Annotated in this window: 13 protein-coding genes; 8 read left to right on the plus strand and 5 right to left on the minus strand. The window is 57.9% G+C overall.

Going from position 1 to position 13355, the window contains the following annotated elements; genetic code table 11:
• Nucleotides 1-113: 113 nt before the first annotated feature.
• From EL361_RS11520 to EL361_RS11530, 3 genes are all read right to left on the minus strand, one after another.
• Complete coding sequence (locus EL361_RS11520; RefSeq protein WP_126379681.1) at nucleotides 114-2852, minus strand: TIGR03960 family B12-binding radical SAM protein; 2739 nt, start codon at nucleotides 2850-2852, stop codon at nucleotides 114-116.
• Nucleotides 2853-2955: 103 nt separating this feature from the next.
• Nucleotides 2956-3321, minus strand: coding sequence for a hypothetical protein (locus EL361_RS11525; RefSeq protein ID WP_126379683.1), 366 nt, complete (start codon nucleotides 3319-3321; stop codon nucleotides 2956-2958).
• Between the two features lie 101 nt (nucleotides 3322-3422).
• Nucleotides 3423-4232 carry a tetratricopeptide repeat protein gene (locus tag EL361_RS11530; RefSeq protein ID WP_172961725.1) on the minus strand — a complete coding sequence of 270 codons (810 nt, stop codon included), beginning with the start codon at nucleotides 4230-4232 and terminating at the stop codon, nucleotides 3423-3425.
• Between the two features lie 184 nt (nucleotides 4233-4416).
• Here EL361_RS11530 and EL361_RS17095 point away from each other — a divergent pair, with 184 nt between their 5' ends.
• From EL361_RS17095 to EL361_RS11545, 3 genes are all read left to right on the plus strand, one after another.
• The gene (locus EL361_RS17095) at nucleotides 4417-4926 is read left to right on the plus strand and encodes a cyclic nucleotide-binding domain-containing protein (RefSeq protein WP_172961726.1); all 510 of its coding nucleotides are present in this window, start codon (nucleotides 4417-4419) and stop codon (nucleotides 4924-4926) included.
• A gap of 118 nt (nucleotides 4927-5044) precedes the next feature.
• Complete coding sequence (locus EL361_RS11540) at nucleotides 5045-7060, plus strand: methyl-accepting chemotaxis protein (protein WP_126379689.1); 2016 nt, start codon at nucleotides 5045-5047, stop codon at nucleotides 7058-7060.
• A 200-nt stretch (nucleotides 7061-7260) separates the two neighbouring features.
• Nucleotides 7261-7713, plus strand: a complete 453-nt coding sequence (locus EL361_RS11545) for a hypothetical protein (protein WP_126379691.1) — start codon at nucleotides 7261-7263, stop codon at nucleotides 7711-7713.
• A 252-nt stretch (nucleotides 7714-7965) separates the two neighbouring features.
• Here the strand turns inward: EL361_RS11545 and EL361_RS11550 are convergent, their stop codons facing one another.
• On the minus strand, nucleotides 7966-8556 hold the full coding sequence (locus EL361_RS11550) for a VOC family protein (RefSeq protein WP_126379693.1): 591 nt from the start codon (nucleotides 8554-8556) through the stop codon (nucleotides 7966-7968).
• Between the two features lie 177 nt (nucleotides 8557-8733).
• On the opposite strand from EL361_RS11550, the gene rdgC reads away from it, so the two are divergent.
• From rdgC to thiC, 4 genes are read left to right on the plus strand one after another with little or no spacing between them, the layout of a single operon-like run.
• Complete coding sequence (gene rdgC / locus EL361_RS11555) at nucleotides 8734-9348, plus strand: recombination-associated protein RdgC (RefSeq protein WP_126381441.1); 615 nt, start codon at nucleotides 8734-8736, stop codon at nucleotides 9346-9348.
• A gap of 15 nt (nucleotides 9349-9363) precedes the next feature.
• Nucleotides 9364-9903: a hypothetical protein gene (locus tag EL361_RS11560; RefSeq protein ID WP_126379695.1), complete on the plus strand. Its 540-nt coding sequence runs from the start codon at nucleotides 9364-9366 to the stop codon at nucleotides 9901-9903.
• Nucleotides 9904-9925: 22 nt separating this feature from the next.
• Nucleotides 9926-10711 carry a prolipoprotein diacylglyceryl transferase gene (lgt, locus tag EL361_RS11565; RefSeq protein WP_126379697.1) on the plus strand — a complete coding sequence of 262 codons (786 nt, stop codon included), beginning with the start codon at nucleotides 9926-9928 and terminating at the stop codon, nucleotides 10709-10711.
• 23 nt (nucleotides 10712-10734) lie between these two features.
• Nucleotides 10735-12000: a phosphomethylpyrimidine synthase ThiC gene (thiC, locus tag EL361_RS11570; protein ID WP_126379699.1), complete on the plus strand. Its 1266-nt coding sequence runs from the start codon at nucleotides 10735-10737 to the stop codon at nucleotides 11998-12000.
• A 201-nt stretch (nucleotides 12001-12201) separates the two neighbouring features.
• On the opposite strand, the gene EL361_RS11575 is transcribed toward thiC, so the two are convergent.
• Nucleotides 12202-12555, minus strand: a complete 354-nt coding sequence (locus EL361_RS11575; protein WP_126379701.1) for a hypothetical protein — start codon at nucleotides 12553-12555, stop codon at nucleotides 12202-12204.
• A gap of 305 nt (nucleotides 12556-12860) precedes the next feature.
• Here EL361_RS11575 and EL361_RS11580 point away from each other — a divergent pair, with 305 nt between their 5' ends.
• Complete coding sequence (locus EL361_RS11580) at nucleotides 12861-13268, plus strand: hypothetical protein (RefSeq protein WP_126379703.1); 408 nt, start codon at nucleotides 12861-12863, stop codon at nucleotides 13266-13268.
• The last annotated feature ends 87 nt before the right edge of the window (nucleotides 13269-13355 follow it).

The raw sequence follows: 13355 nt of genomic DNA on the forward strand, positions 1-13355 counted from the left end.
TACACCTCCCAAGATCAATCGCAAAAACAGACCGGACTCTCGTGCATGTCACCATCCACGAGAATCCGGCCCATCTGCAGCCACATCGGCTGCATTGAATATTCAACCGCCAACTAGGGCAAATGCATCCACTGACGCATCTTTGTCAGTCTGAACCGTTCGGGAGGCAGGTCGGGATTCACCAGCTCCACGATACGCAGCGGTGAAAGATACTTGTCTGTCCAGTCAAAACGCAGAGACATGGACTTCATGCCTTCGGGCTCGGCCTGAGCAATCAGTGGCCGGATATCCGTGGTACGCTCACCCTTCTTGGTCATGCGCGTCCAGGGCATGGACTCGCGCGCCATGACCTCTGCCCATTCGCCACACCGTGCCGCGACAATGTCCGAATCCTCCAGATATTCCAGCACGAAATCCTCGGCCACGGCCTGCTTCTGCTTCTTGCTCATGGACAGCGTCTCCACCATCAGCAGGTTGAAACCTTCGGGCAGATACGGCATCAGATGCTCGGCCAACTCCTGCGGGCCCATTTCCCTGCGCAAAAAGACATTGAACCATTCACGTTCGCTGGCCACGCCAACGGACAGCGCCCGGCCAAAGGACACTCGCGGCAGAGGGTGGAACCCGGCAGAGTAGCTGACAGGGATCTTGGCCCGACGCAGGATCCGCCCGATGAACGATTGCAGCTCAATGGGTGACAGGAAACGGGTTTCCTCCAGCTTACTGTGCCAGATGCGATAATGGCAGGCCTTGTCGGACAGTTCTCCGATGTCAGGCGGCAGAGGACGCCCGCCCTGACCACGCTGTTGTGAACGCTCCTGCGGGGCCGGAGTTGAGCTTTTGCCGACGGGGTCAGCACATTCAATGACCCCTGCGTCGTCTGTTGCAGCAGGAAAATCCTGTGCGCCAGTGGTAGCGATGTCAGCGGCGACAGTCGTCTCCGGCTCTTCAGTCTGGACCCCGGTTTGATGCGCGGCACCGCCGCTGGCATCGGACTGATCCCGCTCGGAGCAGACCACACGAGGCTTGATCTCGGCATCAGCCGCCTGCTTGACCAACTCGGACTCGCGTCCATCGAAATTGCAGACGCCGCAGTTGCGACAGGCCAGATAGCGGCAGTCGTCGGTCAGCTTGCCCTCTCGGGACCGCTTGAGTTCGGTGAGCAGAAATTTCTTGGTCACACCGCAGGTCAGATGATCCCAAGGCAAAGGCGCATCTACATCACGCTCAGCCAGATAATCCTTGGGATCCAGCCCTTCCTCCTCCATGGCTTCAAGCCACGGCTCCAGACGCAGATGGTCCTTCCAACTGGCAAACAACGCGCCCTTGTCATAGGCCCGCAACACCACAGGAGCCAAAGATCGATCCCCGCGAGAGAAAAATCCCTCAAGATAACTCATCTCCGGCAGGTGGTAGCGCATCTTGACACGCTTATGCGGGCGGAACAGATCCTTCAGGTAATTCACACGCTGACGAACCTCTTCCATGTCAATCTGCCGCTCCCACTGGAACGGGGTGTGCGGTTTGGGCACGAATGGCGACACCGCAGCCGTGACCTGCAAACGCTTGTCACGCGGCCCGGCGCAGTCACGCACTTTGAGGCACAGATCGAGAATGGCTTCAATATCCTCGGGGGTCTCGGTAGGCAGCCCGATCATGAAATACAGCTTCACCTGCTGCCAGCCCCGGTCAAAGAGCTTTTTGACATGCTCCACAAGGGCCTGCTCGGTGATGCCCTTGTTGATCACGTCACGCAGACGCTGGCTACCCGCTTCCGGGGCCAGAGTCGCACCCGTGCGGCGGATAGAAGCCATGAGCCCCATCACACGCTCGGAGACCGACCCCACACGCAGCGACGGCAGGCTGATGGCCACCTGCTCGGAACGACAGCGCTCGAAACTCTGGCTGAACAATTCTTCCAAGGCGGAATAGTCGCCCGTGGACAAAGAGAGGAACGAAAGATCCTCGTATCCGGTCTGTTCCAGGCCCTTGGCAATGAGTTGATCAAGGCTCTCGGGGGAACGCTCGCGTGCCGGACGATAGATCATGCCGGCCTGACAGAAACGGCAGCCGCGCGTGCAGCCGCGTGCGATCTCCACGGCCAGTCGATTATGCACGACCTCGGCATAGGGAACGATGTGGTTCGTGGGAAATTCACAATGCTCCATGTCGGCCACAATGCGCTTTTCAATCTTGGTGTAATCATCCAGAAGCGGTTTCAGAGCCTTGCCCTGGCCCTGGGTGGCAAACAACGAAGGCACGTACACACCGGGCACGTGACGAAGATCCTTGATGATCTCCTCGCGTGGGGTGCCCGCCTTTCTGGCCTTGGCAATGATCTCCATAACCTCAGGCAGCGACTCCTCACCATCGCCGATCATCATCAGATCGAAAAACGGAGCCACCGGCTCGGCATTGAAGGCGCAACCGCCTCCGGCCATGATAATGGGGTCGTCCTCACCGCGGCCCACGGCCATGAGCGGAATACGCGCCAGGTCGAGCATATACAGAATATTGGTGTAGCAAAGCTCGTGGGTGATATGGAACGCCACGGCGTCCATTTTCCCCAGTGGAGTATCGGACTCCAGAGTGCAAAGGGGCTCGTTGTGCCGCTGCAAAATCTGACCAGCCTCTCGGTCCGGCGCAAAGACGCGCTCGGCCCAGAGGTTGTCGCGAGAGTTCACGATGCCGTAAAGGATCTTCTGACCGAGATAGGACATGCCCACCTCGTACATATCGGGAAAGGCCAGAGCCAGACGCCCCTCCACTTTGGAGGGGTCCTTGTGCACGGAACCAGGCTCCGTGCCCAGATAACGGCTGGGGCCGGTAAACAATGGCAGCAGATTCTTCATCTTTTCTCCCGGGCTCAGCGGCCCGTGGTGCAGCGTAGCCGAGCCACGCAAAAAGGGCGACCCTCGGGCCGCCCGCAAATATCAAACTCAGCGGTCCGGCAAGCTACTTCTTGAGCATCTCGGCAAAGTCCGAAACACCCTGGGTGGCTCCACCGGTCATTCCCTGCAGGTTGGACAGATCGCCCGAGCTGGCCATGGCCAGACCGCTGGCGGCTTCGAGATATTTCGTCTCCAGATCAGCGGGAATTTTCTTATAGCGGTAGATCACATGCTTGTAGTCGATCTCGGCATCCATCTCGTTATCAAAAGGATAGCCAAAGGGAACAAGCATCATCTGCACGCCCTGCTGGGTCGGCACGGTCTGCAGCACAGCGGCGTCCTGCAACTTGGCCTGACCGTCTTCCTCGACATATTTACCGAGGATCATCTCGCCATTGATCAGCTTCACCAAACGAATATCATAAGCCATTGGGTTCTCCTTGATGTGGGTTGAGGCAGGAAAGTAGGAACTGCCGACGGCTTAGTCAAGGCGAGCGCCCCAACTCCCTTCTGCAGTCGGATGAATCAGCTCTATTTGGCCTTGGCGGCCTTGGCCTCGACCTTGCGCAAATACTTCTTCACTTCCATCAATTCCGGGTCCATGGACAAAGCCTGCTTGCACAGTTTCACTGCTTCCATGAACTGCTTCTTGCGAGCCGAAAGCCGGGCCTGGGCAAACAGCAAATACGGGCTGTCCCCCTGCTTCTCACGGATTTTCTTGATCAGAACCAGTCCACGGTCGGGTTTGCCTATCTTTTGCGAGGCAATAACGAGCATGTCACATGCCTTGCGGTCATTATTATTTTTCTGCAAGGCCGGGCGCAGGTATTCAAAGGATTCCTTGAAAAATTCACCGGCCTGAAGCTTGGTGGCAATAATCAGATACATGGCATCTTCATCCACATACAGATGAGCAGCCTGACGGAAATATTCCTTGGCCTCGTCAAGTTTGCCAGCCGACAGCGCATTCTGGGCGTGGTTGATGGCCTTGTCGATATTCAGCTTGCGAGCGCGCACAGCCTCCATGGATTCCTTTTTACGATCCGCATGAATGGCCCTGATCAGCGGCACAAGCTGGGCAAGAATCTGTTTCTCTCCACCCTTCTGAAAGACGAACGGTTCCTTGCGTCTGGCCGCAACGGCTTCCAGCTTGGAAACATTCTGAAGATTCTCACGCAGCAATGAAGCCACTTTCTGCAATTCAGTGGAATGCAGTTGAGCGGTGAGCATGACCTTCAGCGCCTCGGCTATGGAAACCATGGGCCGGAGCGTCTGTCCCTTGAGGAACGCCGCTTTTGCACGACTCAAGTGCTGCACGACGGTTTGTACAGGCTTCGTCATCTATCCTTTACTCCCTGAAAAATGGGGCCCTGCACCAAGCGCAGGCAAATCTAGTTACACGAATTGCCTGTGCTTTAAAAGAACCTTCACCCGCCTTGTCCATCCGCCAGTTGCCGCACTGCACTGTTGTATGTCATTGTTCTGGCTGAATCCTTTCCTTCAGCAGCCATACAAGGATGATCGAATGCAGGAATCAGCCTATTTGGAAGGTCACGAGGAATACCTGGCCAACCTTCGCCGGATGCCATTGTTCCATTCCATGGAAGATGACCAATTGAGAGCCGTCCTCTCGCTTTCCAAACTCAGAAAATACGACAAGGGCGAGACCATCATCAACGAAGGCGCTTTTGATTCCTGGATGTACTTTATCATCTCGGGCCGCGTGCGGGTGGAAAAGGCCGGGCGAAAGATAGGGGAAATCTGTGGCTCCGGTTCGGTGTTTGGTGAAATGGGAGTACTCAGCGAGCAGGAACGTTCCGCCACCGTACGCGCCCACACCGACGCCATGTGCCTGGCCGTGGACGCCTCTTTTTTGGAACGCCTGGATGAAAAGGACCGCAACGCCTGTTACACGGTGCTCTACCGCATGTTTGTGGATATTCTGGCCGAGCGCCTACGCGAAACAACCACCGAATTGGCCACGGCCAAGGAAAAGATGGCGGTCCTGCGCAAGAAGATTGTCGATGGCGAATAATGCCGCTTCCCGTCGCTTCTATTGCGTTTTGCCCATACCCATTATAGCTTGAACAATTACTACAGCATCGCCAATTCCAGCGATGCCTCCGGGACCTTCCATCTGGAGTAAGACGACCATGCCCGACCTCAAGGACTCCGGCTCATCTGCAAGTATCTGGATTCTCGGTGTGACTTTTGCCGCACTTGCAATCGTTTCTGCCGAAACGGCCTCGTGGTGGGTCGCAGGAATCGGGTCCGCCCTTGGCCTGGGCCTGACGGCCTGGGTTGCCAGACGAAGCTCCATGGCCGGTCGCCAAGCGGTGCAGACAGCCCGCGAGGCCTTTGAGCAACTCGATGCTGCCAAGGCTGAACTGGAAGCCCTGTCCCTGGCAGTGCACGCCTCCCCTCTGCCTCTGGCAGCCTTCGGGCCGGACAAGACGACTGCCGCGGCCAGCGAAAGCTTTGCCCGCCTGGCAGGACGCCCTGCAAACAAGATAGCGGGGCTGGATATCAAGACTTTGCTGGGCCCCGAAGCCGCCGAAGCAGCCCAAAAGGCGGATGCCCTCGAAGGAACCCAGACCGTTACTGTTTCGGGCGAGACCATCCGCGTTTACTCCACCCGAACCGGCGGCGGGGCCGCCGTTGTGCTGGCTGTTCCCTGCGCCCGCGAAATGGCCGAAGCCGAACACAATAGAAATAAACTCGCGAATTTTCATTCCGCATCCCAAGCCATCAATGAACTGGCTCAACGCATGGCCGGATCATCCGAACTCATGAGCGCCTATGCCGATGAACAGGCCACTGGCGCAAATCGTCAAAAGCAACAGACAGAAGCCGTGGCCGGCGCCATCGACAAGATGATGAGCGCTGTCATGGAGGTGGCCACCAATGCCTCAGCCACCTCCGAAGCCGCCAGCGAAGCACGCGAAGTGGCCGTTGATGGCACAAACATGGTGCACAAGGCCGTGGAAGGCATCAACACCCTGGCCACCTCCGCCAAGGAACTGGCCGAAGTCCTTGCCGGGCTGGATACCCAGGCCGGAGAAATCGGACGTGTCATCGGCGTGATTTCAGACATCGCTGACCAGACCAACCTGCTGGCCCTGAATGCCGCCATCGAAGCCGCACGAGCGGGAGATGCCGGGCGTGGCTTTGCCGTTGTGGCCGACGAGGTCCGCAAACTGGCCGAGAAGACCATGCAAGCCACTGGCGAGGTAGAATCCGCAGTCAGAAACATTCAGGCGTCGTCCAAGGAGGCCATGACCTCCATGGACCGCACCGGCAGAATGGTGGAGGAGTCCACAGACCTTTCCAATCAGGCCGGACAGGCCCTTGAAAAAGTCATGGAGCATATCGAAGGCATGGTGGATCGCGTGCACCATATTGCCCAGGCTGCGGAGGAGCAATCCGCCGCCGCCGAACAAATTTCCGCCAGTGTTGAGGAAATCGCCTCCATTGCGCGCGACTCCGATGAAGGGGCCACCCAGCAGGCATACGCCACCAAGGACATCGCCACCCTGTCCGCAGAACTGCTTGGCCTGGCCCAGGGGTTATCCGGCAAGGAAGGCAAGTCCCTGAAGATTGCCAAGTCCGAAGGATTGATGAAAGGAGTGCTGCCCAAGCTGATGCAGGACTACATCAAGGACGAATTCGGTCCCGACACCTTCGAGGCCGTGCAGGAGGAACTGGGCGATCCGACCTTCCTGCCCGGCGAGAGCTACCCCGACACAGTACTGCACCAGATGGCCGATCTGGTCAGTGCCGCCACCGGCACCTCCAAACGCGACGTACTCTACGGCTTGGGGCTGGTCACCGTGAATGGCTTCCACAAGCTCTACAAGCGCTACTTCCGCACCAAAGACCTGAAGGAATTCTACATGTCCATGAACGATGTACATGCCGAAGTCACCAAGGACATGCCCGGCGTGAAGCCCCCCAAATTCACCTTCGAAGACAAGGGTGATACCCTGTTCATGAATTATACTTCGCCCCGCGCCCTGTTCGATTATTTCGAGGGCATCCTGAATGGCGCAGCCCGATTCTTCGACCAAAAGATCGATGTGCGGATCAAGCCCCTGAACAAGGATACCGCCAGGGCCGAGATTCATTTTCTGGAATGCGACAGCAAGACCGAGTGCAACCTCAAACCTTGAGAAACGTAAGCCCCCTTGCCAAATCGACTCAGGTTGCTTAGTTTCTCTTTACAGACCACCAGCCAGCAGCTTCCAGGACGGAAGCCGGAGTACAGCGGCAGCATCGAGGACCGGTGCCTCCGCCTGAACCCAAGCCCTCAGGGGCACGACCAGCCTAGCGCGTCGCATCGCACGCGTAATCGGCTGCTCGGGAAGCTGCGATGAGCATCCTCAACGCCACACAAGCCAGCCAGGCCTTTGACGCCTATTCCCGTATCGCCAGCCAGCGTACGGTTGAAGAGCGTGCGCAAAAGGCCGTGCAGGAAGCTCGCACCGCCACCGAAACCGCACGGGTTCGCAAGACGACCATCGGTTTTTCCTTGGGCAAGTTCGGCATCGATTTCACCGCCCAGGACGTGGAGCTGGATACCGAACGCATCGCCCGCGACGCCCGGTCCGGGCAGCAGCAGATGCAACGGGCTCGCTCCGAGACCTTCAGCTCTCATCTTGAAGCCGCCGAAATCCTGAGCACGGCCGAGCCAAGATCCGCAAAGCAGGCAAACCCGGATGAACCGGACACCAGCAACCTGACCCGCCGCCGCGCTCTGGAAGCCTACGCCGAGGCATCCCTCAATTTTGAGACGATCGTCCCAGGTCGTCTTGGCTCCATCTAGCAGAGCGCCCAAGGCAATCATCTGTATTGGTGCCGCACAATGAGCACACCCTCAAGTATCCTTAAATACACGTCAGTCTTGCTCATTTCTGACGCCTCGCATCTGACTCACCAGAAAGTCTTGTTCTCTTCATCTGTTGAAATTCAGGCTTGAAGTCTCAACAACCAAATGGACTAAGTATCCACCCATTCGAAAAGCCTAGCGCTCGATCTCCAGTGGGGATTCCAAGACAGACAAAACTCCTGCCGTTTATTATTTCCACCTGTTACGAGCCGGATTCAGGACCTCGCGACCTTCCCCCGCATAGATCTCCCGCTCAGCCTTGGGTTCGATGGTTACGTCAGGCCAATGGCCAGTCTGGGGCTCGGGTCCTTTCATGGTCGTGGCCGAGGGAGCATGATCCACCATGGCTGGTCGCAGACGCGGGTCCGCCCCCGACACGGCCCAGGAAAATTCGATGGGCACGTTGTTGGGATCAAAGGCATACACGGAATGGATGAACCCGTGGTCAACCACTTCGGACGGCTCGAACCCGGCGCCCTCGAGGAGGGCTTTGACCTCCCACAAGTCTTCCTCGCCTTCCACGCCAATGGACACATGATCAAACGCGACGGGGCCGCGCACCGGAAAACCGTGATCCTTCATGGTTGCGGGTTCAGCATCGGGCCATTCAAAAAAGGCGATCATGTCCGAGCCTGAAATCTCGAAAAAGTAATGGCGATAGCCGGGTCTACCCAACCCCACCACAAGACGCATCCCCAATAGATCGCGCCAAAAGCGGATGGTCGCGTCCATATCACCAGTCACCATGGCCAGATGATTAATCCCTGCATATCGCGGCATTGAATACTCCCGATGTTCGTAAGTCCCTCAATGATTACCGGATGCCGCCGCCTCTATCAATATATGTGAATTACGGCGCGAGGTTTGAGCTTGCTACTGCCCGCTGCCAACGGTATGGAACTGAACCGGACAGACATCAGCGAGCCATGGGCACGCTGTGAAAACAAGGAGAATACCGTGGGCTTTCTTTCCGCCAGCACCAGCTTCACACGCTATCGCATCATAGGCGAAATCCCCGAGACTCTGTGGCCCGAAATCCCCGACAGGCTCAAGAAAAACGCCTTCCAGGACATCGACCACACCTCGGAAGAGCGTTCCTTCGGCTGGGTCTGCTTTGATGAGATGCTCGATTCCCAGTGGCGCACCGCTCCCCCTGAAAAGGGTGAGTTCATGACCTTCTCCCTGCGCCTGGACACCCGTCGCATATCGGCTGCGGTGATGAAAAAACACTATACCCTGGCCCTGAACGACGAGATGGAACGCGTGGAGAAGGAAGGCAAGAAATTTGTCTCCCGCGACCGCAAGCGTGAACTCAAGGATCAGACCAAGATCCGCCTCATGGCCCGCAGCCTGCCCATCCCGGCAGTCTTCGACGTGGTCTGGAACGTGCGCTCCAATGTCATCTATCTGGCCTCCACCCAAGGCAAACTGTGCAGCCTGTTCGAAGATCAGTTCACCCTGACCTTTGATCTGCACCTGGAGCCGTTGACCCCGTATTATCAGGCGTTGCAGCTGCTGGGCGAAAGCCGTCAGCAACAGTTGGACGACGTCGAACCAACCCTCTTCGTCTAGCCTTAGGAGCCGAACATGGAAGACGCCTATCTCGGACAGGCCACCGATATCGTGCTGGGCCAGGATTTCCTGACCTGGCTCTGGTACAAGAGCGAAGCCAAAGGCGGGCACTTTGCCACGCCCGACGGTGAGACCTTTGCCATGTATATGGAACAGCGAATCTCGGTTCAGGGTGGCGAAGGCGACGCCAAAGAGACAACTTCCGTCTCCGGACTGATGAGTGAGCTCAAGGAAGCCAAGGCCGGACTGGCCCTGGGCAAAAAGGTCTCCAAGGCCCAGATTAAAATCGAGTTGGACTCGGACGTCTGGCAGACCACCCTGAAGGCCGAGGATTTCAGCCAGACCTCATTCAAGACCCCCAAGGTGGAGTTCAAACAGGAGGAAGGCGATGACCCCGATGCCTCCTTCCTGGAGAAGATGTATCTGGTCGAACGCGGTATGGCCTTTCTGGACGCCGTGTACTTCGAGTTCCTGAAGCTCCGGTTCTCCGAGGGCTGGGACGAGGAACGCAAAAAGGTTCGCAGCTGGCTGAACAAGAACGGTCAGGACGACTAGCCCGGGCACGACCGGAGACTGCATGCTCACCTATCCCCGATTCGACCCCACCGCCCTTTCCATTGGCCCCGTGAATATCCACTGGTACGGACTGATGTACCTTGTGGGCTTCGCTGGAGGCTGGCTACTGGGCCGTTGGAGGGCTTCACGCCCGGGATCGGACTGGACCGCCACAGAGGTGGACGACCTGATCGCCATGGCCATGTTCGGCGTGGTTCTGGGGGGCCGGCTGGGCTATGTTCTCTTCTACGAACCCATGGCCTATCTGGCGGACCCGCTGTCCATCGTCAAGATCTGGAACGGCGGCATGTCATTCCATGGCGGACTGCTTGGCGTCATCTTCTGCTTCTGGCTACACGCCCGGCGCACTGGCCGCACCTTCTGGGCCGTGTCCGACTTTGTTGCGCCGCTGGTACCCATCGGTCTCGGAGCCGGACGCATCGGCAATTTCATCAATGGCGAACTCTGGGGCCGCGTCACGGACGTGCCCTGGGCCATGATCTTTCCGGGATGGGAGGCAGGCCCCTATCCCCGCCACCCCTCGCAACTCTATGAGTTTGCGCTGGAAGGAGTGGTCCTGTTCTGCCTGCTCTTTATCTTTTCCTCCCGGCGCCCCCCTGAACGGGCCGTGTCGGGACTCTTTGCCCTGGGATACGGATTCTTCCGTTTCCTCGTGGAATTCGTGCGCCAACCCGATGCGCACCTGGGTCATGTGGCCCTCGGTATGACTATGGGGCAGCTCCTGTCCCTGCCGCTCATGCTCTACGGAATGTACCTGCTGTGGACCGCTTATCGCCGCCACGCATAACCACAAACTGGATAGAAAAAGATATGCCTACCAACCCGATTCTGGAACAGTTGCTGAATGAGCATCTCCCGGCCCTTGCCAAGACCGAGGCCCTGGAAGAATCCGTTATCACCGAGGCCATCAAGAACGGCACCATGGTGCTACTGGCCAACCCGGCGCACAAGAACGTTCAGCCCACGCTGATCGGTCAGCCCGCCTCGGTCAAGGTCAATGCGAACATCGGCACCTCCCCGTTCGTGGAAGAACCTTCCAGAGAAATCAAGAAGCTGCATCTGGCCGAAGCCGCCGGCGCACACGCCGTAATGGACCTGTCCACCGGTGGTGATCTGGATACCATCCGCAAGGAAATGCTGGCAGCTACGCGGTTGCCGCTCGGCACCGTCCCGCTGTACGGCTGCGCCCAGAGGCGCGTCAAAGCAGGCGCACACGCCGCTTCCTTCACTGCCGATGGCCTGTTCGAAGAAATCGAGAACCAGGCCAAGCAGGGCGTGGATTTCATTACCGTGCACTGTGGCGTCACCCGCCGTGCCTCCCAGTTGATCGACAGCGCCGACCGCATGCTGGGCGTTGTTTCCCGTGGTGGCTCCATGACCGTGCGCTACATGAAGGAAACCGGCAATGAGAACCCGCTGTACGAGCAGTATGATCGCCTGCTGGAAATCTCTGCCAAGCACAACCTGACCCTCAGCCTTGGCGACGGCATGCGTCCCGGTGCTGGCGTGGACGCAGGTGACACCGCCCAGTGGGACGAGGTCGTGACCCTGGCCGAACTGACCCGCCGTGCATGGGACGCCGGTGTCCAGGTCATGATCGAAGGCCCCGGCCATGTGCCGCTGCACCTGGTGCAGGCTCAGATTCAGGGCATCAAACAGCTGTGCATGGGCGCTCCCCTGTATGTACTCGGCCCCCTGGTCACCGACAGCGCCCCCGGCTACGACCATATTGCCGGAGCCATCGGTGGCGCACTGGCTGCCTGGTTCGGCGCCGACTTCCTGTGCTACCTGACCCCGGCCGAGCACCTGACCCTGCCTGACGGCAAGGACGTCTACGCCGGAGTCATGGCCTCGCGCATTGCAGCACAGGCCGCGGAAAATGCACTGGGCCGCCCCCTGGCCGTCGCCCGCGACCTGGACATCTCCCAGGCCCGTGCCGACCTGGACTGGAACAAAATGGCCGATCTGGCCCTTGATCCGCCCATGGTTCGCCACCGCCGTGAGGACCACAAGGACCGTGAGGAATGCGCCATGTGTGGCGAGTTCTGCGCCGTCAAGATGCTCAAGGACTTCTAGAGTCCGACAGGCGCACGGGAACCTTGTTCCAGCGCAAATACCAATAAAAACGGCCCCAGGCATCTGCCCGGGGCCGTTTTATTACATCAACCAAAATGGAAGACCGCCCGCCTTCCTGGCTGACGGCCCTTCACATGTCTCCGGAAAGAGACTTCACACGGTGCACCTCTCCAGGCGCAACTCCCACCCCTTAAATATTCGCTAGTTGACGCAGGAGCTCTGCCTGGGCGCAATGGCCAGCATCGCCACTTCGTCAACGGAGGAAGATTCCTCGATCAATACGCGAAAGCGCTGCCCGCTGGTGGAGAACCGGGCTAAAATATTTTCGTAATCCTCGGCATGCTCACCTTCCAGAACCGGGGCAAAGCCCGACTTGCGGTGCAACTTGATCAGGTCACTGGCTGCGGTGGCCAGGTCCCGATATTCGTTGATCATACTCTCCCTGATGCCCATGTGCATGACTTCTTCCAGCACTTCGGGTTTCAGGCACTCCTTCAGACGGGCAAAGGTGCGATTCAATTCTTCCTGAGTGGGTTCCGTGTTCAGCGCTCTCATCAACCTGTCTCCTTCCGGCCGGGACTCATTCCCGGGTTTTTGTTGGTCTGGAAGGTGTTGAGCAAATATCGCGCCAGCCATGGATGGAAGTCATTTTGAGGCCGTATAACAAGGAAAATACAGATTTCTTAAAATGGAATCCCACAGCAATCAGTCGAGCTGCGTCGAAAAACCGACACTCATTTTTCCCACGAATTGCCTTAATGTTTTTTGCACTTCGTCCGAATAGATATCATAGGCGTCAGGCGCCCCCCACCCCCGGTTTTTCCGGGATGAACAATCTGGCCTCGGGAGGAGGCGGTACTATGGGCTCAGTCATCGCCCTGGAGCAATACAAGAAGCGGCAAGCCCCGGAGAAGCACCTGGATTCGGTGCTCTATCCACGGCCGCGCATCAACGACAGCGAGATTTTCTCGAAGGACTTTACCAGGCTGGAGAATGTGGTCTTCGCCATCCTGAAGGTCCGCGAAATTCTGCGCTACCACGTGCATAGCAATGAGGAATGGCAATACCTCATCCTGTGTGTGCTGGACGCAGCCTATTACTTCGACGCCCAAAAAAGCCAATTGCTCAAGGAGGCCACGACCACTCTCAAGGACTATATTCTTGATGAGACCAACGCCAGAAATGGCAAGGACATGACCTCCGCTCTGCTGCTGATGGACCTCATCGAGAAATCACCAAGGATGAAGAAGACAGCGCCCACGGACTAAGTCACAAGGTCACGCAAGCAACAAGAACGCCCCCGGAGAAATCCAGGGGCGTTTTGTCATGCGCCAATTGATGCGGATGGGTATGGA

Source organism: Desulfovibrio ferrophilus, from assembly GCF_003966735.1.
GTDB classification, from domain to species: Bacteria; Desulfobacterota; Desulfovibrionia; order Desulfovibrionales; family Desulfovibrionaceae; genus Desulfovibrio_Q; species Desulfovibrio_Q ferrophilus.